Source organism: Amycolatopsis plumensis, from assembly GCF_042652605.1.
GTDB classification, from domain to species: Bacteria; Actinomycetota; Actinomycetes; order Mycobacteriales; family Pseudonocardiaceae; genus Amycolatopsis; species Amycolatopsis plumensis.
Genome location: NZ_JBHSJY010000001.1, coordinates 8,150,399 through 8,176,319, shown reverse-complemented (window position 1 = coordinate 8,176,319; position 25,921 = coordinate 8,150,399). Strand labels below are relative to the sequence as shown.

Below are 25,921 nucleotides of genomic sequence, written 5' to 3'. Positions count from 1 at the left end.
CTGATGGAAATCGGGTTCGGAATTCTCGGGCAAACGGCTCTGCTTCTGCACGGGAATATGGACGTGAAACCCGTCCGCGGCCGGCCGGGCCAGGTGCTGGCGGCGCTGCTCGCGAATCCCGATCGGCTGGTTGCGGTGGACACCGTGGTGGACTGGGTGTGGGCCGACCACGAAAACCCGCCGCGGGACGCGCTGGGGGCACTCCGCCAGGCCGGCGCCCGGCTGCGGCAGGTGTTCCAGGCCGACGGCGTCGACGCGGACATCAGCATCGGCAAGGCGGGCTGCCGGCTGGACGTCGACCTCCGCCGGATCGACTACCACCGGTTCCGCGTGCTGATGGCCCGCGCGCGGGAGTTCCACGACCGCGGGCAGCACGACCGCGCGCACGTGGAGGCGTCGGCCGCGGTGCGCCTGCGGCGGGACGAGCCGCTGACCGGCCTGCGCACCGAGGTCGCCGGCGAGTGGCGGCTGAGGTGGGCGCGCAACGAGTGGGTCCCGGCCAACGCGTTCCTTGCGGCGCAACAGCTTCTGCTCGGGCAGACGGAATTCGCGGTGGCCCGTCTGGAAGAGCTCGACCTCACCCATCCGCTGGAGCTGAGCCTGGTGAAGCTGCGGGTCCGCGCCCTCGTCGCCGCCGGGCGGGCGCTGGAGGCGACCGAGTACTTCCGCCGCGTCCGCCGAGAGTTCCAGGAATGCGGCGACCTGCACGCGGCCGACGAACTGCTCGCCGTCTACAACGAGGTGATCAAACCCGGCGCGGCACCGTTCCCCGCGCCCACGGCCCCGGTCCCCGCGGCCGCCGAAGATCCGCGCGACGGCGAACCGGGGCTGCCCGCGGTCTGGCACCTGCCGCCCGACGTCGACGGCGTGGTGGGCCGCGAAGCCGTCCTCGCCGAGCTCGACGCGTTCACCGTGGACTCGGCCGGCCTGCCGCGCGCGGACGTGGTCATGCTGACCGGCGGGCCGGGCGTCGGGAAGACGACGGTCGCGCTGAAGTGGGCCCACCGGGCGGCGAACCGCTACCCGCACGGCGTGGTGCTGCTGGACCTGCGCGGGGACGGCCAGGTCGCGGGCGCGTCGGCGGCCGACGTCGTCGAGCTCCTGCTGGAACTGCTCGACGTGAAGGTCGACGAGATCGTCTCCCCGGTGGCGCGGGCCGCGCGGCTGACTCGTTTGCTGCGGCGCCGTCGTCTGCTCGTGGTGCTGGACAACGTCGCCCGCACCGACCAGGTCGAGCCGGTGCTGCGGGTGCTGGCGGAGTGCACGGTCGTGGTGGTGACACGGCAGCGGCTGTCGGCGCTGCTCGCGGCCCGGCCGAGCCCGGTGGTGACGGTGGCGCCGCTGTCGGCGGACGCGGCGCGGGCGTTGCTGGAGCGGCGGATCGGGCCGCGGGCCCGCCAGGACCCGGCCGGGGTGGCCGCTCTGGTGAAGCTGTGCCAAGGCAACGCCTTGGCGCTGACCCTGGTGGCGGTCCGCGCCGCGGCGCGGACCGGAATGCGGCTGGTGACGCTGGCGGAAGCCTTGCGCGACGCGGACATGCTGCTGGACGTCGGCAACGACGGCGACTGGCCCGGACGCAGCCTGCGCTCGGCGTTCACCTTGTCCTACCAGGGCCTGCCGCCCGCCGAGCGGCGGACGTTCGCGCTGCTGGGTCTGCACCCCGGCGCCGAGGTGGCGTCGGACGCGATCGCCGCGGCGGACGGGCGGCCGCTGTCGCAGGTGCGGCAGTCGCTGGCCGTGCTGGTGGCCGCGCACCTCATCGAGCAGCCGGGCGACCTCGACCGCTACCGCGTGCACAACCTGCTGCAGCTGTACGCGGAGTCGCTGGCGCGGCAGCTGGCGGACAGCGTGGCGGCGCGCCGGAGGCTGCTGGAGTTCTACCTGTTGACCGCCTACGAGGCCCACCGGACGGTGTACCCGGGGCGCGACCGGCCGGAGCTGCCGCGCACCGGTACGGACGTCACCGCGGCGCGGTTCACCACCCCGGCGGCGGCCCGGCAGTGGATCCTGCGCGAACGCACGACCCTCACCGCCGCGGTCGGGCTCGCGGCGGAAGCCGGCCTGCCCGAGATCGCCTTCACCCTGCCGTCCCTCACGGCCGACGTGTTCGACTTCCACGGTCACTTCGGTGACATCATCGCCGGGTTCACGGTCGCCGCGGCCACGGCCGCCAGGGTGGGCAACGCGTACGCGGAGGCCTCGAGCCTCAACGACCTGGGCCAGGTCCTGCTCCTGATGGGCCAGGACGCCCAGGCCGAGCCGTACCTGCGGGCGGCGCTGCGGCTGGTCGACGCCCACGGCATCGGGATCGGCCGGGTGACGGTGATGCTGAACATGGCGCGGCGGCACCTGCACGCCGGCCGGGTGGACCAGGCCGTGACGATGCTGCGCGAAACGCTCGAGGCGGCGCGGGCGCTGGGCGAGCCCGAGCGGTGCGCGGCGGCCCTGCACCGGCTCGCGGACGCGTTGCTGGAGCAGGGCGGCCACCAGCTCGACGCGCTGGGGCTGTACCGGGAAGCCCTGGCGCTGCGGGAGCGCATCGACGACGGCCCTGGCCGCATCCGGACCCACATCGCCCTGGGCGACCTGCTGACCCGGATAGGCCGGCACGGCGAAGCCGGCGACCAGTGCGCCCGGGCGGCCCGCCTGATGGACGAGAGCCAGCACCTCCCGGCGGCGATGAAGCTGAACACCGTCCTGGCGCGGCTGCGCCACGCCGAAGGCGACGACCGCGCGGCCCTGCGCCACGCCCACCGCGCGGTGGAGCTCGCGGAACGGTCGGGGCACGCGACGGGACGGGGGCGGGCCATGGCCTCCCTGGCGAGAATCCTGTTGGACCGCGGCAACATCGACGACGCCCGCCGGTTGTGGCAGCGCGCCGCACGGCTGTTCCGCGACCGGGAACGCGTCGGGCAGGCCGAGCGGATCGAGGCGGTGCTGGCGGAGCTGGATTCGGCGGCGGTCCCGCCGGCGAGGGACGGCGAGCGCGACACGGTGGCGATGCCGTCGCCGCGGTTGTCGTTTTCCGGCGACGAGCGGCTCGAGTCGACTTCTCGACGCGGCCGCTGAGCCATTGCTGCGGAGCGTCATCAAGAACTGTCACCAACAGAATTGATGGCCCACACCGCCGTGCGGCAGAATCACTCGGCAGTGTGAATCAGGTTCATGTTGTCCACGGAATCGTCATCTCGGTGAGTATTGGGTCGCTGGATCGTGCACCGACCCCCCGCAACGGGTGATAAATCGCTGCGCTACTGTCTCGCCACCCCAGTAAAAGCGTGGCTGCCGATACGACAGCCGCCTCACCCCGAAGGTGACGAGTTGAAGCGTGTTCGATCGCATCCGCTGGTGTTGACCGCCATCGCGGGCATGCTCGCTGTGATGCCCGTCGTGATGGCGTGCATGCCGGCGCACTGGCGTTATTACTGAGCGTCGGTGAAATCGGATCCGGTGGACGGCGACCTCGGTGGCCGTCCCCGTCCGCGAAGTTCCACGCCGGCCTCGAGCAACATGCGTTTGGTGATGTCCCGCCCCAAACCGTAGGCACGGCCCGTTTCAATGATCGACTTCCCACTGGCATAGGTCTCGACCAGCCCGGGCGGCGCGGGCGGCGTCATCGGCTGTGGCGCCCGGAAGGTGACCCCCTGCTCCTGCAGGACGGCGCGCAGCGTCCGGTAACTGCCGTCGAAATCCGCCAGCAGGGCGCTCAACGTGGCCCCGGCCAGATACCGGCGTTTCAGTTCGGCCGCTTCCCCGGCCGGCACTTCGGCGGGAAGCCGGTGCGCCCGCCGGGTCGGCTCGTGTTCTTCCCCGGCCTCGGTCACGAGATCATCGCCGCCCCGAACAGCTGATCCGGTATCGCCGGGCGGCGGAGCCGTCCCGGGCGATCTGAGGTGTTCCTCCAGGCAAAGGGATGGACGAGGAGGCGTACACCGCCAGACGTGTTCTACCGGCTCGCCCGTACGAGCGAGGTTGGCGTTTGCCGGGGTCACCGCGGGGTCACCGCGGGGTCACCGGGCTGGGACGGGGAGGGAACGGGCGGCCTTCCGGTTCGGGACGGGATCCGTCGGGGCGGGGTGCTCCTCGATCTTCGCTGTCCCGGAAAAGTGACACCAAGGCTCGCCCGGATGAACGTTGCGGCGGCCCGGTTTCTGGCACAGTGGGTCGCATGGGGGAGGATCTTGCCGCCGCCGTGGCGGCCGCCGTGCCCGTTGTCCGTGCCGTGATCCCGGACGCGCCCGCCGCGGTGCTGGGCCGGCTGCGGTTCGAGCCCGAGCCGCACCGGTTCCCGGACGAGCCCGCACTGGCGGCCGCGCTCCGGGCCCTGCCGGCGTGGGTCGTCGAGCGGGTGCACGGCGCCGTGGAACTGACCGTGGCCCGGCTGGAGGTCCCGGCGCCGCCGGTCGCGAGCGCGCTGAAGCCGCCGCCGGACGGCAGCTTCGGCTTCCTCACCACCGACGGCGAAGCCGAAGCCCTGCGGGAGACCCGCTTGCTCGCGCACACCCGGCCCGGGCTCTTCGAGCTGGTGGCGGAGCTGACCGCGGGCTTCCCGGCCGGCGACACCGCCGAGGGCGACGAAGCCGCGATCGCGGCCGCGCACGGCGCCCACCACCTCGCGATCGCGCTGGTGATCGCGACGATCGCCGCCCGCGAAACCGGCCAGCCCGGCGTCGCGGGCATCGTCGGGATGGCCCTGGGGACGGCCGCCAGTCTGCTGCGTTCGAGGCCGATGCCGGACGGCTACGCGGCGGCCGTCCGGGAGAAGCAGCGTGCCGAGTACCGGCTGCCGCAGTCCGGCGGCGCGTTCGTCAACGTCCGCGAGCACGTTTTCGCCTTGGCCGAAGGCGAGTTCCCGGCCTTCGGCGACTTCGCCGGAAACGGTCTCGCGGAGGCCGCCGACGGCGGTGTGGTCGTCCGCACCGGCACGGAGAACGGCTCGGTGCGGGTGGGAGTCCGGGTGCTGGCCGAGCCGCCCGCCGCGGCGGAAACCCTGGGCTGGGAAGAAGTCGTCGACCTCAGCTGGCACGCGGAGCACGGTTCGGCCGGCGTCGGCGGGGGCGTGACGACGCCGCCGTGGCCCGGCGACTACCGCGTCCGCGTGCACGCCTACGGCCGCGACGACCCCGAGACCGAAAGCTACGACCTCTGGATCTGGACGGCGCCGGCCGGACCGCCCGTGGTGCACGCCCGGGCCGACCGGCTCGGCCACCGCCTGCGCGGCGAGCCGGAGCCGCCGGTCGTGGACCGGCCCGAGGCGCGTTACCGCTGGATCGGGCGGTCCCGCCTGACGGTGGCGGCGACCGTCACCGTGGCCACCGGTCTCCCGGCGGCGGAGGTCGTCCGCGCGTTCGGCGCGGACCCCGCCCGGCCCGAGCCGCTGGACGAGCTGCGCGAGGCGTACGCGGACCCGTGGCTGGCGGTCTTGGACCTCGACGGCGTCGTGGTGGCGATCGAGGAGAACGGCTACTTCGGCTCGCACGCGTCCGTGCTCACCGCCGCGTCCCGGGCCGGCCGGGCGGCGAGCATGTTCTGGAACGTCAACGCGGTGAAGCGGCTGTCGCTCGCCCGCGGCGGCGAAGTGCTCACCTCGTTCGAACCGGGACTGAGCCGGCCGTCCGCGGACGAGGACGTCGCCGCGGCGCTGGCCGGGCTCGACTTGGAGAACTACCGCGACAGCACCGAGAAGGGCCTGGTCGCCGTCGAGCGGTTCACCGGACGGGGGCTGTACCCGGAAGACCTGGAGGACATCGACCGGGCCGGGGTGGCCTACCGGATCAGCGACCCCGGTTGACCGCGCTGATGTCGTCCTGGAGCCGTTCCCGGACACTCGAGTGGGCGTCCCGCGGCGCGGGCGACGCCGCCTGGGACGGCTCGCCCGCCGGGCCCGGCACGGGGTACACCTGGTGCTCCCCGGGCAGCGGGACGCCGGGGCAGATGGTGGCCGCCGGGCGCTTGCCGCCGAGGAAGAAGCCGTTCACCAGATCGTCCACACAGGAATTGCCGCTCACCGCGTACTGGCCGTGGAACGGCGAATCCGCCACCGAGATCATCGGGATCCCGGCCGCCCGCGCCGCCGCCTCCGCCTGCTCGTAGCCGGTCTGCGGGTCGAACTCGCCCTGGACGACCAGGATGTTCTTCGCGGCGGCCGCCGAGAGCGTCGGCAGCTCCTGTCGGGGCGGATCGGACCAGAAGCCGCACGCCTCGCTGAGGCCGTACGCCCAGCCGAACAGCGGGTAGGCCGGCCCCTGCAGGTCGCTGAGCAGCTTGTACCAGCTCGCCGTCCGCGTCGGCTGGTCACCGCACGCCACGGCCAGCCGGGTCCCGGGCACGTCCGCGTAGTCGGGCTCCGGCGGGTCCGCCGCCACGTCGTCGGCGGTCAGCCGGTCCGCCGGGCGGCCGAAGACGGCCCGCGACGCCCGGTCGAGGTCGCTGCGCAGCGCGGCGGGCGGCGGGGTGGCGGCCGCCGCGTCGAGCGCCGCCGCGCCCTTGGTGAGGATCAGCGCGCCGGTCATCCACTGCCGGGTGCTGCCGTTGCCGACGAAGACCGAGTCGAAGTCGTCCGGCGGGATGCCCTTGGTCTTGAAGAAGGCCCGCAGCTTCTCCCACTTGGCCTTGACCTCGCCTGCCGTCTTGCCGAGCTGGTCGGGGAACCGCCGCGCCAGCCACGGCGCGTAGACGCGGTCGAACTGGCGCTGGTCGATCTTCGGGAACGCTTCGAACGCGGCCTGCAGGCGGCCTTCGAAGTTCACGCTGGAGTCGAGCACCATCCGGCCGGCGTGCTCCGGGAACAGCGACGCGTACTTGGCGCCGAGCCAGGTGCCGTAGGAGAAGCCGAGGTAGTTCAGCTTCCCGTCGCCCAGCAGCGAGCGGATCAGGTCCATGTCGTGCGCGGTCTGCCAGGTGGTGATGAACGGCGCGAGCGCGTCGCTCTGGCAGGCCTCGGCCAGCACGCGCGGCGTCCGCTGGTGCAGCGCGATGCTTTCCGCCGAGCGGTCGCGGGCGTCGAGGTCGTCGTCCGCGGGCAGCCGCCCCAGCGGCACCCGGCACACGTACCCCTCGTCGGTGCCGCCTTCCTGGCCGGTGCCGCGCGGGTCCATCCCGATGACGTCGTAGTGCTCGTTGACCGTCGGTTCCAGCCCGGCCAGCGCACCCGCCAGCGACGTGCCCCGGCCGCCCGGCCCACCGGGGTTGACCAGGATCGCGCCCTGCCTGCTGCCGGTGGCCGCCGCGCGGCTGATCGCCACCTGCAGGTCGGTGCCCGCCGACGGGGCCGCCCAGTCGCGCGGGACGGTGATCCGCGCGCACTGCACCGGGTGGGGCTGGCTCCGCTGCTTGAACGGGCAGGTGCCCCAGGAGACCTCCTGGCTCCGGTACGGCGCGAGCGGGTCGGGCGTGGTCGCGGCGGCGGGCGCCGTGGCCGCGACCAGGACCGACACCGCCACCGCCAGCCCAGCTCGGGACGTTCGCACCGCAGTTTTCCTTCCTTGCGCACCGGCCGGGCAAGATCCAATCACGCCCGATGGGGGAGCGGCAGGGTGAAGCGGGGTGGATTCCTTCGATCCGGTGAACGCCGCGGTGCAGGTCAGGTGCGGTACGGGCCGTGGTTGCCGAGATCGGGGGCCACCCGCGGGTGCGGGCCCTCCTGGCCGGGCACCGGGGTGACGGCAGGGCGCCACGCGGGGTCCGTCGCGGCCGGCTCGACGACCACCTCGGTGGCCGGCCGGACGTAGGCGGTCTCGGTCACCGGCCGTTCGGTCTCGCGGTCCTGGAAGTGCTCCTCGACGATCCGGTCCTGACGGCGGCGGGCGAGCACGGCCAGCGTCAGCACGTGGGCCACGGCCATCAGCAGCAGGAACACGCCCAGCCGCCCGACCAGCGCGGCCGTCGAGCCCGACCACTGCGGCCCGACGACCGAGAGCAGCGCGAGCACGCCGAACGAAACCAGGTGGAAGACGGTCACCACCATCCAGGCCAGCGAGCCGGTCCCCTCGCCGCCCTCCGGCCCGCTGAGGTAGCGCCGTCCGCCGCGGTAGAGCACCTGGCCGTCGGCCACCACGAACACCAGGCCGATGATGAGGAATCCGGTGAGGTCGTTGTCGGGCATGCGTCTCCTCCTCGTTTGCGGCGGAGTACCCGGCCGGGCGGCGGACGGGCGGGAATTCACCGGAACGAGCGACCCGTCGGTCCGCTCACACCGGGGAATCAATCCCGTTCGCCGGACGTCTGAGCGGGTGTGAAGAAGATTGGCTTCCTTTCGTTCGGCCACTGGTCGGCGAGCGCGCACTCCGAGACGAGGTCGGCCGCCGACTTCCTGCACCAGTCGATCGACCTGGCGGTCGCCGCCGAGGAGCTCGGCGTGGACGGCGCGTACTTCCGCGTGCACCACTTCGCGCGGCAGGCGGCCAGCCCGTTCCCGCTGCTCGCGGCGATCGGCGCGCGGACGTCGAAGATCGAGATCGGCACCGGCGTGATCGACATGCGCTACGAGAACCCGCTGTACATGATCGAGGACGCGGGCGCCGCCGACCTGATCTCGGGCGGCCGGCTCCAGCTCGGCATCAGCCGGGGATCCCCCGAGCAGGTGATCGACGGCTGGCGCTACTTCGGGTACGCCCCCGGCGAGGGCGAGACGGACGCCGACATGGCCCGGCAGCACACCGAGCTCTTCCTCAAGCTGCTCGACGGCGAAGGCTTCGCGCAGCCGAACCCGCGCCCGATGTTCGCCAACCCGCCGGGCCTGCTGCGGCTCGAGCCGCACTCCGAGGGCCTGCGCGACCGCATCTGGTGGGGCTCGGGTTCGAACGCCACCGGTGTCTGGGCGGCGAAGCTGGGCATGAACCTGCAGAGCTCGACGCTCAAGGACGACGAGACGGGCGAGCCGCTGCACGTCCAGCAGCGCAAGCAGATCGAGGCCTACCGCGAGGCGTGGACCGAGGCCGGCCACGAACGCGAGCCGCGGGTTTCGGTCAGCCGCAGCATCTTCGCGCTGACGAACGACACCGACCGCGCGTACTTCGGCCGCGACCGCCACTCGCGCGACCAGGTCGGCATGATCGACGAGAACACCCGGGCCATCTTCGGCCGCTCCTACGCGGGCGAGCCCGACGAGCTCGTCCGGCAGCTCAAGGAGGACGAGGCCATCCAGGCCGCGGACACGCTGCTGCTCACCATCCCGAACCAGCTCGGCGTGGACTACAACGCGCACGTGCTGGAGAACATCCTCACCCACGTGGCCCCGGAACTGGGCTGGCGGTGAGGCGACGGCGGCCCGGTGGCGGCCGGGCCGCCCTTCGTCAGCCGTGGGTGACCTTCAGGCCGTAGAAGGCGACCCTGGCCCCCTTCGTCGTGCTGTCCGAAGAGGACTGGTTGTACGAGCCGGCCTTGAAGTACTGCTTGTACGGCTTGAACGACGACGGGATGCCGTAGTGCGTGGTGCTCCCGTTGACCGTGAGGTCGATGGTGTTGCCGCCGGAGATGCCGATCGTGTAGGTCCACGTCTTGCCGATGGAGACGTGGCCGACGGTGTGGGCCGTCTGGCCGCCGTCGGGGGAGTTCTCGGTGCCCAGCACGATGTCCCCGCTCGCCCGGTAGTACAGCTCCAGCAGCGGTTTCGTCGACGAGCCGCCGGTGCCGAGGTGCACCTGGCCGACGCACACGTTCGACGTCACCGAGACCACGCGCAGGGTCGCGCTCAGCTTGTGCGACCCGCTCAGCGACCAGTTCGCGGCCGAGCCGTCGCGGTTCATCTCGCGCAGCTCCGAGCGCGCGTAGTTCGAATTCGGCGTGGTGACGCCCTTTTCCGGCGCCCAGAACGTCATCGCGCCGTCGCGGGTGTCGGTGTAGAAGTAGCTGTCCTGGAAGCCGTTCGGTCCCTGGAGCCGGGAGGAGGAGATGGTCGTCGGGCTGCCCGGCGAGCCGACCGGTTCCTGCAGCTGCCAGACCGAGAGGTCGAAGTTGCCGCCCGGGGCCACGGACGGGTCCGCCGCCAGCGCGGGGGAGGCGGTGGCCGCGGCCAGGGCCGGGATGGCCAGGAGGGCGAGCAGGGCACGAACACGCATCATCGGGTGTCCCTTCACGGTAAATGGTCTGGACAACCCGGCGGCGTGGAACTCACGGTAGGTCGGCGCTCACCCGATGTCAAGATCGCGGCGGACGCGAAAAACGGGCCCGGCCGGAAACCGGCCGGGCCCGTCGATGCTCCGATCAGGCGAGGTCGAAGCGGTCCAGCTCCATGACCTTCGTCCACGCCGCCACGAAGTCCGCCACGAACTTCTCGTGGGCGTCGTCGCTGGCGTAGACCTCGGCCAGCGCCCGCAGCTGCGAGTTCGAGCCGAAGACCAGGTCGACCGCGGTCGCGGTCCACTTGACCTCGTCGGTCGTCACGTCACGGATCTCGTAGACGTTCTCCGCCGACTCCGCCGCCTTCCACTTCGTGCCCGGGGCGAGCAGGTTGGCGAAGAAGTCGTTGGTGAGCACGCCCGGCTTGTCGGTGAGGACACCGTGCGCGGCACCGCCGTGGTTGTTGCCGAGGGCGCGCAGGCCGCCGACCAGCACCGTCATCTCCGGCGCGGACAGGCCGAGCATGTAGGCGCGCTCCACGAGCAGCGTCTCCGGCTGCAGCTTCTCGCCGGAGCGCAGGTAGTTGCGGAACCCGTCGGCGCGCGGCTCGAGCACCTTGAACGAGTCGACGTCGGTCTGCTCCTGCGAGGCGTCGGTGCGGCCCGGGTGGAACGGCACGGTCGTCTCGACGCCGGCGTCGCGCGCCGCCTTCTCGACGGCGGCCGAGCCGGCCAGCACGATCAGGTCGGCCAGCGAGATCTGCGCGCCGCCCGCCTCGTTGAACTCGCGCTGGACGCCCTCGAGGACCTCCAGCACCTTGCCGAGCTGCTCGGGCTGGTTGACCTCCCAGTTGCGCTGCGGCTCCAGGCGGATCCGGGCGCCGTTGGCGCCACCGCGCTTGTCGGTGGAGCGGAAGCTCGCGGCCGACGCCCACGCGGTCGAAACCAGCTCGGAGACCGAAAGGCCGGACTCCAGGACCTTCGCCTTGAGGGCGGCGATGTCGGCGTCGCCGACCAGCTCGCCCTCGACGGCCGGGACCGGGTCCTGCCACAGCTGCGGCTCGGCGACCCACGGGCCGAGGAAGCGGCTGACCGGGCCCATGTCACGGTGCAGCAGCTTGTACCAGGCCTTGGCGAAGGCCAGCGCGAACTCGTCCGGGTTCTCCAGGAACCGGCGCGAGATCGGGCCGTAGACCGGGTCGAAGCGCAGCGACAGGTCCGTCGTGAGCATCGTCGGCTTGTGCTTCTTGTTCGGGTCGTACGGGTCCGGGATGATCTCCGGCGCGTCCTTGGCGACGTACTGCTTGGCGCCACCGGGGCTCGTGGTGAGCTCCCACTCGTAGCCGAAGAGGATCTCGAAGAAGCGGTTGCTCCACTCGGTCGGCTTGTCGGTCCACGTCACCTCGAGACCGCTGGTGATCGTGTCCGCGCCCTTGCCGCTGCCGTGCGTGCTCAGCCAGCCGAGGCCCTGGGCCTCGAGGTTCGCGCCTTCCGGCTCCGGGCCCACGTGGTCGTCGGCGATGCCGGCGCCGTGGGTCTTGCCGAAGGTGTGGCCGCCGGCGATGAGGGCGACGGTCTCCTCGTCGTTCATCGCCATCCGGGCGAAGGTCTCGCGGATGAAGTGCGCCGCGGCCTCGAAGTCCGCGCTGCCGCGGGGACCCTCGGGGTTGACGTAGATGAGGCCCATCTCGGTTGCGCCGACCTCGGGCGCCATCTCCGAGTCGCTGACGTAGCGCTCGTCGCCCAGCCAGTCGTCCTCCGGACCCCAGATGATCTCCTCGGGCTCCCAGACGTCCACGCGGCCGAAGCCGAAGCCGAAGGTCTTGAAGCCCATCGACTCCAGGGCGACGTTGCCGGCGAGCACCAGCAGGTCGGCCCACGAGATCTTCTGGCCGTACTTCTGCTTCACCGGCCACAGCAGGCGGCGCGCCTTGTCCAGGTTCGCGTTGTCCGGCCAGCTGTTGAGCGGGGCGAAGCGCTGGTTGCCGTCACCGGCACCGCCGCGGCCGTCGTGGATGCGGTAGGTGCCCGCGGCGTGCCAGCTCATGCGGATCATCAGGCCGCCGTAGTGGCCGAAGTCGGCGGGCCACCAGTCCTGCGAGGTGGTGAGCACCTCGGTGATGTCGCGCTTGAGGGCCTCGACGTCCAGCTTCGCGAACTCCTTGGCGTAGCTGAACTTCTCGCCGAGCGGGTTGCCCTTCGAGGAGTGCGCGTGCAGCACGGACAGGTCGAGCTGGTTGGGCCACCAGTCCTTGTTCGTGCGCGGACGGCCCCCCGTCTTCGGCGTCGGCGAGTCGATCGCCGGGTTTTCGCTCTCGCTGCCGTGCGAAGTCACCGAGTCGTGCGCGACCGGGCACCCGGCCGCCGCCTTCTTGTCCACGCCCTGCGCGCTGGAGGGGTTGTCCTGGGTGGAGCTCATTTACTTCCTTCCGGGAGCGGCGAATCATTTCGGGGTCGGTCGGCCGCGCAGTCGGGGCAGGTGCCCCAGTAGACGACCTCCGCCTGGTCGATCACGAAACCGTGGTCGTCCGAAGCGGTGAGACAGGGGGTGTGGCCGACGGCGCAGTCGACGTCGGCTATCGCCCCGCACGAACGGCACACGACGTGGTGGTGGTTGTCACCCACCCGGGCCTCGTAGCGGGCGTTCGCCCCGGCCGGCTGGATGCGCCGGATCAGCCCGGTTTCGGTGAGCGCCCGCAGCACGTCGTAGATCGTCTGGTGCGAGACCGTCGGTTGCTCGGCGCGCACCAGGTCGATCACCGTTTCGGTGTCGACGTGGGGATGGTCGCGCAGCGCGGCCAGCACGGCCAGCCGGGGCCGGGTGACCCGCAGCGAGACCGCCCGCAACTGCGCTTCGAAGTCTGACATTGCCGCCGACCCTAAGGCCTTTTCTGGAATGGGTCAAGTTTGGGTCCCTCAGTCGAGTGGCGCAACCGGGGTTCACGCTGAGTCAGCGGCACGGTTAGAGTCCCGGGCATGCCGGACACGCAGTACGAAGACCTCCTCCGCCACGTCCTCGAGACGGGGGCCCGCAAGGGCGACCGTACCGGCACCGGCACGAGGTCGATCTTCGGGCACCAGCTGCGCTACCGCCTGTCCGAGGGTTTTCCCCTGATCACCACGAAGAAAGTCCACTTCCGCTCGATCGCCTACGAGCTGCTGTGGTTCCTGCGCGGCGACGCGAACGTCTCGTGGCTGCGGGAGCACGGCGTCACGATCTGGGACGAGTGGGCGGCGGCCGACGGCGACCTGGGGCCCGTCTACGGCGTCCAGTGGCGGTCGTGGCCGATCCCGGACGGCGGGCACGTCGACCAGATCGCCGAGGTCCTGCGCACGCTGCGTGAGAACCCGGACTCGCGGCGGATCATCGTGTCCGCGTGGAACGTCGCCGACATCCCGCGCATGGCGCTGCCGCCGTGCCACGCGTTCTTCCAGTTCTACGTCGCCGACGGCGAGCTGTCCTGCCAGCTGTACCAGCGCAGCGCGGACCTGTTCCTCGGCGTGCCGTTCAACATCGCCAGCTACGCGCTGCTGACGCACATGATCGCCGCGCAGGTCGGCCTCGCTGTCGGCGACTTCATCTGGACCGGCGGCGACTGCCACGTCTACGACAACCACGTCGACCAGGTCCGCACGCAGCTCGCCCGCGACGCGCGGCCGTTCCCCACGCTCGACCTGAAGCCGGCGGACAGCCTGTTCGACTACACCTACGAGCACTTCGCGCTCGACGGCTACGACCCGCACCCGGGCATCAAGGCGCCGGTGGCGGTGTGATCGGGCTGATCTGGGCCCAGTCCGTGAACGGCGTCATCGGGCGCGACGGCGAGCTGCCGTGGCACCTGCCGGAGGACCTCAAGCACTTCCGCGCGGTGACCGCGGGCGCCGCGGTGCTGATGGGGCGCCGCACGTGGGAGTCGCTGCCGCCGCGGTTCCGGCCGCTGCCGGGCCGGCGCAACCTCGTGCTGTCGGCGACCCCGCAGGAGGGGGTCGAGACGTTCCCGGACCTGCCTTCGGCGCTGGCCGCGGAGGCCGGTGACCTGTGGGTGATCGGCGGGGCGGCGGTGTACCGGGCGGCGCTGCCGTTCGCGGACCGGATCGTCGTCACCGAGCTGCGGGAGTCCTTCGAGGGGGACACCTACGCCCCCGAGGTCGGCCGCCCGGCGGACTCCGTGGGGGAGTGGCTCGAGTCCTCGACCGGCCTGCACTACCGCTTCCTCACCTGGGGCTGAAGCCCGCTCCGCCGCTCCGGCCGCGGTGAATGACTCATTCCTGGCGTCGCACGCCAGGAATGAGTCATTCACTGCACTTGCCGACGTGGACCATCGCGCTATACGGTGACTGGAATTAGAACACGTTCCAGTTTTAGCCGGTCGTAGCGAGGAGCGGACATGGCGAAAAGGGCGGCGCGCGGCGACGAGGCCGACTACGTCGTCGTCGGGTCGGGAAGCTCGGGCGCGGCGATCGCGGGACGGCTCGCGCAGGCCGGGGCCAGCGTGATCGTCCTCGAAGCCGGCAAGAGCGACGAGCAGCTGCTGATCAAGAAACCCGGCCTCGTCGGACCCATGCACGCCGTGCCGCAGCTCAAGAAACCGCTCGACTGGGGCTTCTACGGCGTTCCGCAGAAACACGTTCTCGATCGCCGGATGCCGGTGCCGCGCGGGCGGGTCGTCGGCGGCTCCAGCTCCATCAACGGCATGGTCTACGTCCGCGGCAACCGCGCCAACTTCGACTCCTGGGCCGCCGAGGGCAACACCGGCTGGGACGCCGACAGCGTCAACGCCGCCTACAAGCGCATGGAGGACTTCGAAGACGGCGAGAACGCCTTCCGCGGCGCGGGCGGGCCGATCCGGGTCACCCGCGCGAAGAACCCGCAAGAGGGGTCGCTGCAGTTCGTCGACGCCACCGCCGACGCGCTCGGCTGCAAGATCCTCGACGACTACAACGCCGAGTCCCAAGAGGGCGTCAGCCGCATGCAGCAGAACGCCGCCGACGGCCTGCGCTACAGCGCCTCGCGCGGCTACCTCCACCACCTCGCGCCGCCGACCCTGGAGCTCCAGGACCGGGTGCTGGTCGAAAAGGTGCTCATCGAGAACGGCCGGGCCGTCGGCGTCGAGGTCCTCGACCGCGGCCGCCGTCGCACCATCCGCGCCGGCAAGGAGGTCATCCTCTCCGCCGGCGTCATCGGCTCCGCGCAGCTGCTCATGCTCTCCGGCGTCGGCCACGCCGAGCACCTCAAGGAACACGGCATCGACGTGGTCGCCGACCTGCCCGTCGGCGACAACATGCACGACCACATGTTCCACGCCCTGACCTTCCACGTGACGACCAGCAAGAACAAGGGCACGGCACCGTACTTCGCCCGCGGCCTGGCCCGGGAGCTGCTGCGCCCCGGCACCACGTTTCTCGCGAACTCCGTCTTCGAGGCGGTCGCGTTCCTGCGGACCTCGCAGGCGGGGGCGATCCCGGACCTCCAGCTGCACCTCCTGCCGTGGGCCTACGTGTCGCCCAACCAGGACGCGCCGATCCGGCACGACGTCGACAAGCGCCCCGCGCTCACCGTGCTGACCACGCTCATCTACCCGAAGAGCCGCGGCACGCTGCGGCTCACCTCGGCCGACCCCGCCGCGGCACCGGACATCGACTTCCGGTACCTGTCCGACCCGGCCGACCTCGAGCTGCTCGGCGAAGGCTCGGAGATGGTGCGCGAGATCTTCGCGTCCAAGGCGTTCAAGGGGGCGGTCAAGGAAGAGATCCACCCGGGCAAGGACCTCGAGGGCCAGGCCTTGCGCGACGCCATCCTCAACCGCGCGACGTCGGTCTACCACGGCGTCGGCACCTGCCGGATGGGCGTCGACGAGCTCGCCGTCGTCGGCCCCGACCTGCGCGTGCGCGGCGTCGAGGGCCTGCGGGTCTGCGACGCCTCGATCATGCCGTCGATCACCGGCGGCAACACCAACGCGCCCTGCATCATGATCGGGGAAATGGGCGCCCAGCTCGTCCTCGGGAGCCGGTCATGACCGTCACGCCGCTCGCCCTCGCCCGCCCGGCGTCGATCACCGACGCGTTCCTCCGTCAGCTCGTGGCGCGGGTGCCCGGGTCCTCCGGAGCGACCTGGAAGCTCACCGAGGTCTACACCGGCGAGCTGCTCGCCGAGCTCCCGCAGTCGACGCCGGAAGACATCGAGCGGGCGTTCGCCGTCGCGCGCGAAGCCCAGCTGAAGTGGGCGGCCACGCCGGTGAAGGAGCGGCTGGCGGTGTTCCGGCGGGCGCACGCGCTGTTCGTCGGGCACGCGCGGACCGTCGCCGACCTGATCCAGGTGGAGAGCGGCAAGAACCGGCGGATGGCGATCGAGGAGACCTGCGACCCGCCGATGGTGATGAGCCACTACCTGAAGCGGGCGGCGCGGTTGCTGGCGCCGGCCAAGCGCGGCGGCCCGGTGCCGCTGCTGACGTCCTCGACCGAGATCCGGCAGCCCAAGGGCGTCGTCGGGATCATCGCGCCGTGGAACTTCCCGTTCGCCACCGGGATTTCCGACGCCGTGCCGGCGCTGATGGCCGGCAACGCGGTCGTGCTCAAGCCGGACAACAAGACGGCGCTCTCACCGCTCTACGGCATCCGCTTGCTGGAGCAGGCGGGCCTGCCGGAGGGGCTGTTCCAGGTGGTCTGCGGCGAAGGGCCCGAGGTGGGCCCGACGCTGATCGACCACGCCGACTACATCATGTTCACCGGTTCGACGGCGACCGGCCGGGTGATCGGCGAGCGCGCGGGCCGCAACCTGATCGGCTGCTGCCTGGAACTCGGCGGCAAGAACCCGATGATCGTGCTCGAGGACGCTTCGCTCGCCGAAACCGTCCAGGGCGCGATCTTCGGGGCGTTCGGCAACACGGGCCAGATCTGCATGCACATCGAGCGGATCTACCTGCCGGAGTCCCGGTACGAGGAGTTCAAGACGGCGTTCGTGGCGGCGGCTTCGGCCCTCGACGTCCGAGCGGCCTACGACTTCGGTCCCGACATGGGCTCGCTGGTCTCGGTCGACCACATGCGCCGCGTCAAGTCCCATGTGGACGACGCGGTCGCCAAGGGGGCCACCGTGTTGTGCGGCGGCCGGCCTCGGCCCGACCTCGGCCCGGCCTTCTTCGAGCCGACGATCCTCGAGGGCGTCACCACGGACATGCGCTGCGGCGTCACGGAAACCTTCGGGCCGGTGGTGGCGCTGCACAAGTACCGCACGGTCGACGAAGCGGTGGCGCTGGCCAACGACACGGACTACGGCCTGAACGCCTCGGTCTGGAGCGCGGACGTCACGGCGGCGCGCGCGGTGGCGGCCCGCATCGAGTCCGGCAACGTGAACGTCAACGACATCCTCGCGACCGCGTACGCGGCGAAGGGCACACCCTCCGGCGGGGTGAAGAACTCCGGCGTCGGCGCCCGGCACGGCGATCAGGGACTGCTCAAGTACACGGACGTGAAGAACCTCGCCGTGCTGAAGAAGCAGGTGATGGGCCCGCGGCCGGGGCAGGGGTACGAGAAGTACGTCGAAAGCATGCTCTCCGGGCTGAAGCTGATGCGGAAGCTGCGGATCCGGTAGCGCTCACCCGTCGACCAGCAGCCCGCGCAGCGGACCCTGCAGCCGGGCCGCGCGGCGGGAAGCGCCCGGCAGCAGGACCAGCCGGTGGGTGCGCTGCTCACCGCGGCGTTCCCGCTCGGCCTGCTCCTCGGCCAGCGGCCGCCACAGGTTGTCGACGATGTCCGCCGGCTCCCGGTTCTCCAGCTCCGAGACCGGGTGGCCGAGGTGTTCGGCCCACAGCCGCAGCCGCGTGCCGCGGGCGACCTCCGGGTCGTCGGTGGCGATGTTGACCTCGGTGTCGTTGAACAGCGAGTGCTCGTTGAGGTTCGCCGAGCCGATGGTCAGCCACTCGTCGTCGACGATGCCGAGTTTGGCGTGCACGTACACCGGCGCCGAGGCGTCGCCGTCGTGCGCGCTGATCGTCGTCGCGAGGAGGCGGTGGTGGCCGTCGTCGGCGTCGAGCAGGCGGCCCAGCTGGCCGCGGGTGGTGTCCGAGCCGTTGCTCGGCTTGCGCGGCAGCAGCAGGACGACGCGGAACTCGTCGGCAGGCGGGTTCCGCAGCTTGTCGAGCAGGACCTCGGCGATCTCCGGCGACCACAGGAACTGGTTCTCCAGGTAGACCAGCCGCCGCGCCGAGCGCAGCGCGCGCAGGTAGCCGTCGAGGATGGTGAACTCGCCCTTCGGCAGGAAGTCGTAGGTGTTGTTCGGGACGGTCTTCTGCAGCTGCACCCGGCTGGTGCCGGCCGGGTCCGGGACCGCCGGTTCGGGCAGGGCCTCGCCCGCCACCTCCGTCCAGCGCCGCTTGAAGTGCACGGCCACGTCGGCGACGGCGGGCCCTTCGATCCGCGCCATCAGGTCGTGCCACCCGATCGTCCGCGGCGGGTGGTCCGGGCTGTCGTGCCGGTCGCCTTCCAGCGCGGTGAAGTCCACCCCGCCGACGAACGCGACGGCGTCGTCGACGATCACCAGCTTCTCGTGGTGGCAGTGCATCGTCCGCTCACGGGCGTCGAGGACGCAGCGCACATCGGTGCCTTCGGTGAACTTCCGCCGCTCGGACCGCGCGAGCTTCCGCGACGGCTGGAAGGCCGGGAAGGGCGGCCCCGCCCACAGCAGGACGCGCACCTCGACCCCGCGCCCGGCGGCCTCGGCCAGCAGTTCCCGCAGGGTGGGTGACCCGGGTTCCCGCGTCAGCCGGAAGTCGGCGCTGGCGTGCCAGTTGGCCAGGTGCACGTGCGACTTCGCGTTCCGGATGGCCTCGGCCACGGCGGGCAGCGACTCCTCGCCGTCGATCAGCACCTCGACGCGGTTGCCGTCCCGCACGGGCGCCCGGCCGCCGAGCGGGTCGTCCGCGCCGCCCGGGCCCAGCACGTCACCCCAGCCGAGCCGGCTCAGCCGCCGCTGGTGATGGGCGCACAGGACACGCTCGAGCCCGTCGCCGAGCCGCTCGTCCACCTTGTCCACGAAGGAGTGAAACGTCGTCACCTGTCCCATATCACTACAGATCGGCCGGGTTCGCCGTGCAGTGACGCTGCGTCAGAGGTCGAGCACGAGCCGCGGCGAGCACGCCCGCGACACGCACAGCATCATCACCTCGTTCTCCAGCCGCTCCTCCGCCGTCAGCACCGAATCCCGGTGGTCCGGCTCGCCGCCCAGCACGCCGGTCTCGCAGGTCCCGCACGTCCCCTCGCGGCACGACGACAGCACCGGCACCCCGGCTTCCTCGACCACCTCGAGGATCGACCGGTCCGCCGGCACCGGCAGCACCCGCCCCGACCCGGCCAGCTCGACCTCGAACGCCGTCCGCTCACCGAGTTCCGGCGCCGGCGTGAAGCGCTCGACGTGCAGGTCCTGCGGGCCGAGGGCCTCCAGTGCCGCCAGCAGCGGCTCCGGGCCGCAGCAGTACACCGCCGTGCCCGGGCGGGCCGCCGTCAGCAGCGTCGGGAGGTCCAGCAGGCCGTGTTCGTCCTGAGGGCGGAACGTCACCCGGTCGCCGTGCACGGAAAGCTCGGAGGCGAACGCCATCGACGCACGCGTCCGGCCGCCGTAGACCAGCTGCCATTCGCGGCCCGACCGGGCCACCTTCTCGAGCATCGGCAGGATCGGCGTGATGCCGATGCCGCCCGCGATGAACAGGTACCGCTCGGCGTCCACCAGCGGGAAGTGGTTGCGCGGGCCCTCGGCCTGAACCCGGTCGCCCTCGGCGAGGGAGTCGTGCACGTACGCCGAGCCGCCGCGGCCGTCGGGCTCGCGCAGCACCGCCACGACGTACGCCGAGCTGTCCGCGGGGTCGCCGCACAGCGAGTACTGCCGCACGAAGCCGGGCAGGAGCAGGTCGATGTGCGCGCCCGGCTCCCACGGCGGGAGCGAGCCGCCGTCGGGGGCGCGGAGCGTCAGCCGGACCACGCCCTCCGCCGGCTTTTCCTTGCGGTCCAACACAAGTTCGAACGTCATCAGTGTCCTTCGGGGTGGGCGAGCAGCCAGTCCCACAGCTGCACGGGGTCTTCGAACTCACGCTCGGCGCCGCAGTGGCAGACCGCGCGCAGCCGGTCGGTGCCGAGCACCCAGTGGATGCGGTAGACGCGGTCTCCCGCGAGCATCGGCCGGTTCACGATGCCGCCATCCGCTGCAGCATGCGGCGGGCCGCCAGGCCGCCGGTGTCGATGTTGATCGACAGCTCCTGGTACCCGTCCGGTTCGGTGGCGATGACCCGCTCGAGGACGTCGAGGGCTTCGACGTCCTGCAGCACGACCGTACGGTTGTTCTCCGCGAGGAACGCCGAAACCCCTTCGTCGTCCAACGCGAAGTCGCGGGCCACCGCCCAGAAGTCGTGCGTCGAATGCTCGGTCTCGGGCGTGATCGCGTAGACGACCTCGACGTGGAAGGCGTCCGGGTCGCTGCCGTCCGGGTTCGGCACGGAGCCGACCGGCGCGATGCGGCTGTGCAGCTTGTACAGGCACGGCGGCGTGTACTCGATGTCCTGCCAGCGCGTGATGCGGCCTTCGAGGCCGGTCGACTTCGCGTAGAAGGGCGGGCACGCCGCGTCGGCCATGTGCCGCGAGACGTAGACGACGCCGGCCTCCTCGTCGACCTCGGTGGTGATCGGCGTTTCGGCGACCTCCGGGGTGCCGATGTAGCCGCCGTGCAGGTAGGTCTCGTGGGACAGGTCCAGCAGGTTGTCCACCAGCAGCGAGTACCGCGCCTTGAGCGGTTCCATCCCGCGGACGGTGGTGTAGCCCGGCGAGTCGAGCCAGGGCGCCCGCGGGATCTGCGCCGCGTCCGCCTTCGCCGGATCGCCGATGAACACCCAGACGAAGGAGTCCTGCTCCACCAGCGGGTAGCGCGTCAGCCGCGCGGTCCGCGGCACCCGCGTCTGCCCGGGCACGGCCACGCACTTGCCGTCCACGCCGTAGGTGAAGCCGTGGTAGCCGCAGACGACCTGGTCGTCGACCAGCCGGGACGGCGCCTGCGACAGCGGGAAGCGCCGGTGCACGCACCGGTCGGCCATCGCGGTGACGCTGCCGTCCCGGGTCCGCCAGAACAGGATCGGTTCCCCGCAGATGGTGCGGCTGAACAGTTCGGGACCGATCTCGGAGCCGTAGGCGGCGACGTACCACTGGTCGCGGGGGATGGCGCTCATCGGGGTCGTCCTTTCGTGGTGGGCCGGGTCACAGCGTGGGGGAGCGAACCGGGCGCCACGAAGGGCTATTTCATAAGATGGAAAGCGCTCGGGAAATCGCGCGGGCGCTGGTCATCACCAGCGGAGCGAGCGCGTGCGGCGCCACGCTGCCGTACCGGACCACGAGCGACACCGCCGCGACCACCTGCCCCCGCGCGTCGTGGATCGGTGCGCCGACCGAGAGCGCGTCCAGGGTCACCTGGCGCTCGCTGATGGAGAACCCGTGCGTCCGGACGTCGGCGAGCATGTGCCGCAGGCGGTCCGGGTCGGTCACCGTCGAACTCGTGTACCGCTCGATCGGACCGCCCAGCACCTCCTCCTGCACCGCCGAGGGCGCGTGGGCGAGCAGGACCAGCCCGACGCCCGTCGCGGTCAGGGCAAACCGGCCGCCGACGCGGGTCAGGACCGGGACCGCCCCGGAGCCCGCGATCCGCTCGATGTACACGACCTCCGTGCCTTCGCGGACGGCGAGCTGGACGTTCTCGCGGGTGATCTGCGAGAGGTCCTCAAGGAACGGCAGAGCGAGTTCCCGCAGGCCGAGGCCCCGCGGCGCGAGTGAACCCAGCTCCCACAGCCGGAGGCCGACCCGGTAGACGCCGGCCTCGTCGCGCTCCAGCGCGCCCCAGTCGCAGAACTCGCGCAGCAGCCGGTGCGCCGTCGCGGCCGGCAGCCCGGCCCGGCGCGCGACCTCGTTCAGCCGCAGCGCCGGCCGGTCCGGCGAGAAAGCTTCCAGTACCCGCAGCGCGCGGCCCAGCACCGGCCCGGTGGCGCCGGGAACGCGACCTCGGTGCGGCACGGCGACCTCCGGCGGGTGTGTCGTGAGTGGCAAGTAGGGTTCTAACCCTCATTACCACTCACGACCAGCCGCGGCAGGCCTTCGCCGTCGGCCGGCTCAGGCGTCCGCTATGCCCCGCGCGGCCCGGCGCGCCGCGGCGGCGTCCCGGCGTTCCTCGAACCGGGACGCCTGCGTGTCGAGCCCCTTGATGAACGTGGCGAGTTCTTCCCGCGCGGCTTCCCCCGCCGCGCCGAGGCCGGTCAGGTCGAAGACCCTCCAGTACCGCAGCAGCGGCTGGACGACGTCGTCGTGGTGGATGCGCAGGTCGTAGATGCCGGCCTTGGCCATCAGCGCCGCCTTGCGCTGGAAGCTCGGGATCACCGCGCCCGGCATCGCGAAGTTCAGCACCTCGTCGGTGATCGCGCGCATCATGGCGTCCGGCGAGATCTCCAGCGCCGCCTTGACGAGGTTGCGGTAGAAGACCATGTGGAGGTTCTCGTCCGTGGACACCCGGGCCAGCAGCTTCTCGGCCAGGGGATCCTGGGTGTAGCGGCCGGTGTTGCGGTGCGAGAGCCGGGTCGCCAGCTCCTGGAACGAGACGTACGCGCAGACGTTGAGCAGCGGCTTGTCGCCGGTGTCGTAGCCCGCCTGCATGGTCTCCATCCGCATCCGTTCCAGCTCGACCGGGTCGACGGCGCGGGTGACCAGCAGGTAGTCGCGGATGCAGATGCCGTGGCGGCCTTCTTCGGCCGTCCACCGGTGCACCCAGGTGCCCCAGGCCCCGTCGCGGCCGAACGCGCGCTCGATCTCGCGGTGGTAGCTGGGCAGGTTGTCCTCGGTGAGCAGGTTGACCTCGAGGGCCGTCCGCGCGATCGGGCTCACCCGGGACTGCTCCGGATCCCACGCCTCCCCGCCCAGGTCGGCGAAGTCGCGCCCCTGGCTCCACGGGACGTATTCGTGCGGCATCCAGTCCTGGGCGGCGGCGAGGTGCCGGTTGAGGTTCTCTTCGACCGTCCCTTCCAGTTCGTGCAGGAGGCGGGTGGTTTCGGGGACCGGCATCGGGCAACGTCCTTCCGTACCTACGCGACCGTAACTTACGGTGCCGTAGGAAACGACAACGGACGCGGCTGCCCGGGGGTTCCCCTCAGCGCGTGAACTCGAACACGTAATCCTTCAGGATCGGCCCGAAGAAGCTCATCCCGGTGACCCGCACGACGGCCCGCCCGGGCACGCCGTCGGCCTGGGAAAGGACTTCGCACCGCACGCTGGGATCGGACGGGATCACCTTCGTGATCCTCGCCGGAGTACCGGCCGCCAGCGGGACGGTGCTGGACGCCGCCCCCGCGTCGAAGCCGCCGATGGCCCGGCCGCCGACGACGATCTTGATCGACAGCGGCCCGTCGGTCGGAATCGCCCGGCCGCTGAACTGCTGCCAATAGCCCACGCAGGTGTCGCGCCAGGTACCCGCGTCGGCCTCGTGGGCCGCGAGCTTCGCTTTGACTTCGGCGAAGCGCCGCGCGTCGACGTGCCGTTCGAGCGAATCCCAGGCCCGGCGCAGCCACGACACGTAGTGGACGCCGGTCTGGTAGCGGTACACCAGTTCGTCCCAGAAGATCCGGCCGGAGCGCAGCCGCCGGTCCCACGGCACGTGGTGGAACCACATCAGCAGGTTCTCGGGGACGGTGTCGATGTCGGCGTACCGGGCCGCGAGCACCGGGAAGTACTGCGCGGTGAAGCCGCTGCCGGTGGGAGAGCGGTCGTAGCCCAGCCCGGCGGTGTCGGCCTTGTTGTAGTAGACCGGGCTCCAGTCGTCCCGCGCCAGCCGTTCGGCGGGGTTGGGGCCGTAGTGGTCGCTGGACCGGAACTGGTGCGCGACGCCGAGCGGGGTCTGGTAACTGACCAGCGCCTCCCGGGACCCCATCATCATCGCCACGATGGTCCGGACGACGAAGTCGCGGTTGCTCCACGTCAGCCGGACCCAGTCCTCGGCGATGCCGCGGGCGTCGAGGGTCCAGTCCCACGCCAGCCTGCCGAAGGCGTACAGGTTCGCCTGCGCGAAGTGGTGCCCGGTCAGGTTGTCCGCGTTGCCGAAGTTGGCCACGCCGACGATGGCGCTGTCCGGGTGGCCCTGCGCGGTGCCGTCCACGACGTGGCCGACCAGGCGCTTGTCCAGCAGCTTGCCGTGCGCGTCGGTGGCGTACGTGTCGGACTTCAGCACCTCCTCCCACAGCGGGCCGAGGTAGCACAGCATCGTATTCTGGCCGGTGTACTCCTGGGTGATCTGCAGTTCGATGGCCTGGTTGGTGTGCTCCATCCGGCCGAAGAGCGGGTTGGCCGGCTCCCGGGCCTGGTAGTCGAGCGGGCCGTTCTTGGTCTGCAGGAAGACGTTCTTCGCGAACCGGCCGATCGTGCTGTCGGGCTGGCGCTCTTCGTCGATGGGGCCGAACTCGAGGTAGGCGCGCTTGAGCCGGTCGGCGTCGACCTCGGCGTTGTAGACGAAGGTGCGCCAGAAGATCCGCATCCCGAGCGGCGCCACCGCCGCCGCCATGCCGTTGGCGCCGTCACCGTGGTCGTAGCCCAGGTCCTGGGGACCCGGCTGGCCCTCGGAGTTCGCCTTGACGGTGAAGCCCAGGAAGTCGGGGATGGCGGCCTGCAGCTGCCGGGCCCGGCGCGTCCACCAGTCCCGGAACTTGGCGCTGTAGGGATCGAGTTCCTCCCGGGTGAGGGTGTCGGGCGCGAACCGGGCGTCCGTCGGGGCCGCGTAGTTGATGGACACGGCCAGCTTGATCCCGTACGGGCGCAGCGCGTCCGCCAGCGCGGCCTCCTGCTCGATGGCGGCCGGGGTGACGTAGAAGCTGTTGGCGTTGACGTTGTTGATCGTGATGCCGTTGATGCCGACCGAGGCCATCGCCCGTGCCGCCACCAGGTACCGGTCGAGGATCACCGGCAGGTTCAGCGCGGCGGACGCGCCGGTGGCGGTGAAGTCGAAGATCGCGCCGTTCTCGCCGTCCAGCCCGCCGGTGCCCGCGGGGTTGTTCCCGGCGTAGAGGCGCTCGGTCTCCCAGTAGTTCAGGTACCGGTGGTTGATCCGGGGCACCGAAGAAAGTTTCAGGTCGGTGAGGGGTTGCTGCGCCTGGAGACGCCGGAGGAACGCGAACGTCCCGTAGAGCGCGGCGAGGTCGGTGTTGCCGGCGATCACGATCGACCGGTGCCCGCCCCGGGACAGCGCGCGGACGAGGTAGCCGTCGTCGCCCAGCGGCGCCAGGTCGCGCGCGGGAACGAGCATCCGGACCAGCGGTGAGCTGTCCGGGGTGCCGACGATCACCGCGCGGTCGGGGAACCCGCCCTGCACCGGCACGGGCCGCCCCAGCAGCCCGCCGAGGCCCCGGACGAGCTCGTCCCGCGCCGCCTCCAGGGTGCTTTCCACCAGGTGCTCGCGAGATCCGGGGGCCATGCTGAGGTTCGCGGTGTGCCGGTGGACCTTGGTCCGGCCGGCGTTCTCCACGACGATCGCGCCGAGTGCGGCCCGGTAGCGGGCGAGGAGGCCGGGGTCGGCAACCTGCTCGTAGCGCAGCCACAGGTCGGAGCCGTCGTAGTCGGCGGGGAAGGCGCCCGGAGAGGTCGCTCGCGCCGGAACGGCACCGAACACCGAGGTGGCCACGGCAGCTCCGCTGCCGATCAGGAAGGAACGCCGGCGCAACCGGCTCTGCTCGTTCTCGTCGCTGGAAGACACCGTGCCCCCATCGTGTTCACGAGTATTTAGTTCGGTTCCCGCACTATTCCGGCCGGGCGGCCGCGCTGTCAAGAATTGGCGATATACCAGGGAATCCTCGAAAGTTTCGGCG

20 protein-coding genes are annotated in these 25,921 nt (G+C 71.4%); 7 read left to right on the top strand and 13 right to left on the bottom strand.

Annotation, left to right across the window (positions count from 1 at the left end; translation table 11 throughout):
* Positions 1-57: 57 nt before the first annotated feature.
* The gene (locus tag ACFPLC_RS39505) at positions 58-3,069 is read left to right on the top strand and encodes an AfsR/SARP family transcriptional regulator (protein ID WP_378236088.1); all 3,012 of its coding nucleotides are present in this window, start codon (positions 58-60) and stop codon (positions 3,067-3,069) included.
* Between the two features lie 353 nt (positions 3,070-3,422).
* Here the strand turns inward: ACFPLC_RS39505 and ACFPLC_RS39500 are convergent, their stop codons facing one another.
* Positions 3,423-3,824 carry a helix-turn-helix domain-containing protein gene (locus tag ACFPLC_RS39500; protein WP_378201327.1) on the bottom strand — a complete coding sequence of 134 codons (402 nt, stop codon included), beginning with the start codon at positions 3,822-3,824 and terminating at the stop codon, positions 3,423-3,425.
* 344 nt (positions 3,825-4,168) lie between these two features.
* Between ACFPLC_RS39500 and ACFPLC_RS39495 the strand changes: the two genes are divergently transcribed.
* Entirely contained in the window at positions 4,169-5,791 is a 1,623-nt protein-coding gene (locus ACFPLC_RS39495) for a DUF6461 domain-containing protein (RefSeq protein ID WP_378201329.1), read from the top strand.
* Here ACFPLC_RS39495 and ACFPLC_RS39490 read toward each other — a convergent pair.
* Together ACFPLC_RS39490 and ACFPLC_RS39485 are read right to left on the bottom strand one after the other, a co-directional pair.
* Positions 5,775-7,442: an alpha/beta fold hydrolase gene (locus ACFPLC_RS39490; RefSeq protein ID WP_378201443.1), complete on the bottom strand. Its 1,668-nt coding sequence runs from the start codon at positions 7,440-7,442 to the stop codon at positions 5,775-5,777. The genes ACFPLC_RS39495 and ACFPLC_RS39490 overlap by 17 nt on opposite strands.
* 140 nt (positions 7,443-7,582) lie before the next feature.
* On the bottom strand, positions 7,583-8,104 hold the full coding sequence (locus ACFPLC_RS39485; RefSeq protein ID WP_378201332.1) for a hypothetical protein: 522 nt from the start codon (positions 8,102-8,104) through the stop codon (positions 7,583-7,585).
* Positions 8,105-8,233: 129 nt separating this feature from the next.
* Between ACFPLC_RS39485 and ACFPLC_RS39480 the strand changes: the two genes are divergently transcribed.
* A complete protein-coding gene (locus ACFPLC_RS39480; RefSeq protein ID WP_378201335.1) occupies positions 8,234-9,256 on the top strand; it encodes an LLM class flavin-dependent oxidoreductase in 1,023 nt (340 codons plus the stop codon).
* Positions 9,257-9,293: 37 nt separating this feature from the next.
* Here ACFPLC_RS39480 and ACFPLC_RS39475 read toward each other — a convergent pair whose 3' ends face one another.
* From ACFPLC_RS39475 to ACFPLC_RS39465, 3 genes are all read right to left on the bottom strand, one after another.
* The gene (locus tag ACFPLC_RS39475; RefSeq protein ID WP_378201338.1) at positions 9,294-10,061 is read right to left on the bottom strand and encodes a polysaccharide lyase family 7 protein; all 768 of its coding nucleotides are present in this window, start codon (positions 10,059-10,061) and stop codon (positions 9,294-9,296) included.
* Between the two features lie 142 nt (positions 10,062-10,203).
* Positions 10,204-12,477: a catalase/peroxidase HPI gene (gene katG / locus ACFPLC_RS39470; RefSeq protein ID WP_378201341.1), complete on the bottom strand. Its 2,274-nt coding sequence runs from the start codon at positions 12,475-12,477 to the stop codon at positions 10,204-10,206.
* Positions 12,474-12,926: a Fur family transcriptional regulator gene (locus tag ACFPLC_RS39465; RefSeq protein ID WP_378201344.1), complete on the bottom strand. Its 453-nt coding sequence runs from the start codon at positions 12,924-12,926 to the stop codon at positions 12,474-12,476. Before ACFPLC_RS39465 ends, katG begins: the two co-directional genes overlap by 4 nt.
* A gap of 108 nt (positions 12,927-13,034) precedes the next feature.
* Between ACFPLC_RS39465 and ACFPLC_RS39460 the strand changes: the two genes are divergently transcribed.
* From ACFPLC_RS39460 to ACFPLC_RS39445, 4 genes are all read left to right on the top strand, one after another.
* On the top strand, positions 13,035-13,832 hold the full coding sequence (locus ACFPLC_RS39460) for a thymidylate synthase (protein WP_378201347.1): 798 nt from the start codon (positions 13,035-13,037) through the stop codon (positions 13,830-13,832).
* Positions 13,829-14,287, top strand: a complete 459-nt coding sequence (locus ACFPLC_RS39455; RefSeq protein ID WP_378201350.1) for a dihydrofolate reductase — start codon at positions 13,829-13,831, stop codon at positions 14,285-14,287. The genes ACFPLC_RS39460 and ACFPLC_RS39455 overlap by 4 nt, the downstream gene beginning before the upstream one ends.
* Before the next feature lie 159 nt (positions 14,288-14,446).
* The gene (locus ACFPLC_RS39450) at positions 14,447-16,075 is read left to right on the top strand and encodes a GMC family oxidoreductase (protein ID WP_378201353.1); all 1,629 of its coding nucleotides are present in this window, start codon (positions 14,447-14,449) and stop codon (positions 16,073-16,075) included.
* The gene (locus ACFPLC_RS39445; RefSeq protein WP_378201356.1) at positions 16,072-17,646 is read left to right on the top strand and encodes a succinic semialdehyde dehydrogenase; all 1,575 of its coding nucleotides are present in this window, start codon (positions 16,072-16,074) and stop codon (positions 17,644-17,646) included. The genes ACFPLC_RS39450 and ACFPLC_RS39445 overlap by 4 nt, the downstream gene beginning before the upstream one ends.
* Before the next feature lie 3 nt (positions 17,647-17,649).
* Here the strand turns inward: ACFPLC_RS39445 and ACFPLC_RS39440 are convergent, their stop codons facing one another.
* The 7 genes from ACFPLC_RS39440 to ACFPLC_RS39410 all read right to left on the bottom strand — a co-directional run bounded on the left by ACFPLC_RS39440 (position 17,650) and on the right by ACFPLC_RS39410 (position 25,809).
* A complete protein-coding gene (locus ACFPLC_RS39440) occupies positions 17,650-19,107 on the bottom strand; it encodes a phospholipase D-like domain-containing protein (RefSeq protein WP_378201359.1) in 1,458 nt (485 codons plus the stop codon).
* A 51-nt stretch (positions 19,108-19,158) separates the two neighbouring features.
* Positions 19,159-20,076, bottom strand: coding sequence for a PDR/VanB family oxidoreductase (locus ACFPLC_RS39435; protein ID WP_378201362.1), 918 nt, complete (start codon positions 20,074-20,076; stop codon positions 19,159-19,161).
* Entirely contained in the window at positions 20,076-20,234 is a 159-nt protein-coding gene (locus ACFPLC_RS39430) for a hypothetical protein (protein ID WP_308676564.1), read from the bottom strand. Before ACFPLC_RS39430 ends, ACFPLC_RS39435 begins: the two co-directional genes overlap by 1 nt.
* Positions 20,231-21,262, bottom strand: a complete 1,032-nt coding sequence (locus tag ACFPLC_RS39425) for a Rieske 2Fe-2S domain-containing protein (protein WP_378201365.1) — start codon at positions 21,260-21,262, stop codon at positions 20,231-20,233. Before ACFPLC_RS39425 ends, ACFPLC_RS39430 begins: the two co-directional genes overlap by 4 nt.
* Before the next feature lie 70 nt (positions 21,263-21,332).
* Positions 21,333-22,058 carry an IclR family transcriptional regulator gene (locus tag ACFPLC_RS39420; RefSeq protein WP_378236296.1) on the bottom strand — a complete coding sequence of 242 codons (726 nt, stop codon included), beginning with the start codon at positions 22,056-22,058 and terminating at the stop codon, positions 21,333-21,335.
* Positions 22,059-22,193: 135 nt separating this feature from the next.
* Entirely contained in the window at positions 22,194-23,135 is a 942-nt protein-coding gene (locus ACFPLC_RS39415; RefSeq protein ID WP_378201371.1) for an acyl-ACP desaturase, read from the bottom strand.
* An 85-nt stretch (positions 23,136-23,220) separates the two neighbouring features.
* Positions 23,221-25,809, bottom strand: coding sequence for an alpha-glucuronidase family glycosyl hydrolase (locus ACFPLC_RS39410; protein WP_378201374.1), 2,589 nt, complete (start codon positions 25,807-25,809; stop codon positions 23,221-23,223).
* Between the last annotated feature and the right edge of the window lie 112 nt (positions 25,810-25,921).

Coding starts and splice junctions, on each gene's coding strand:
- ACFPLC_RS39415 (WP_378201371.1), bottom strand. CDS start 23,135: ATGCCGGTCCCCGAAACCACCCGCCTCCTGCACGAACTGGAAGGGACG.
- ACFPLC_RS39485 (WP_378201332.1), bottom strand. CDS start 8,104: ATGCCCGACAACGACCTCACCGGATTCCTCATCATCGGCCTGGTGTTC.
- ACFPLC_RS39465 (WP_378201344.1), bottom strand. CDS start 12,926: ATGTCAGACTTCGAAGCGCAGTTGCGGGCGGTCTCGCTGCGGGTCACC.
- ACFPLC_RS39505 (WP_378236088.1), top strand. CDS start 58: ATGGACGTGAAACCCGTCCGCGGCCGGCCGGGCCAGGTGCTGGCGGCG.
- ACFPLC_RS39425 (WP_378201365.1), bottom strand. CDS start 21,262: ATGAGCGCCATCCCCCGCGACCAGTGGTACGTCGCCGCCTACGGCTCC.
- ACFPLC_RS39435 (WP_378201362.1), bottom strand. CDS start 20,076: ATGACGTTCGAACTTGTGTTGGACCGCAAGGAAAAGCCGGCGGAGGGC.
- ACFPLC_RS39445 (WP_378201356.1), top strand. CDS start 16,072: ATGACCGTCACGCCGCTCGCCCTCGCCCGCCCGGCGTCGATCACCGAC.
- ACFPLC_RS39475 (WP_378201338.1), bottom strand. CDS start 10,061: ATGATGCGTGTTCGTGCCCTGCTCGCCCTCCTGGCCATCCCGGCCCTG.
- katG (WP_378201341.1), bottom strand. CDS start 12,477: ATGAGCTCCACCCAGGACAACCCCTCCAGCGCGCAGGGCGTGGACAAG.
- ACFPLC_RS39450 (WP_378201353.1), top strand. CDS start 14,447: ATGGCGAAAAGGGCGGCGCGCGGCGACGAGGCCGACTACGTCGTCGTC.
- ACFPLC_RS39495 (WP_378201329.1), top strand. CDS start 4,169: ATGGGGGAGGATCTTGCCGCCGCCGTGGCGGCCGCCGTGCCCGTTGTC.
- ACFPLC_RS39460 (WP_378201347.1), top strand. CDS start 13,035: ATGCCGGACACGCAGTACGAAGACCTCCTCCGCCACGTCCTCGAGACG.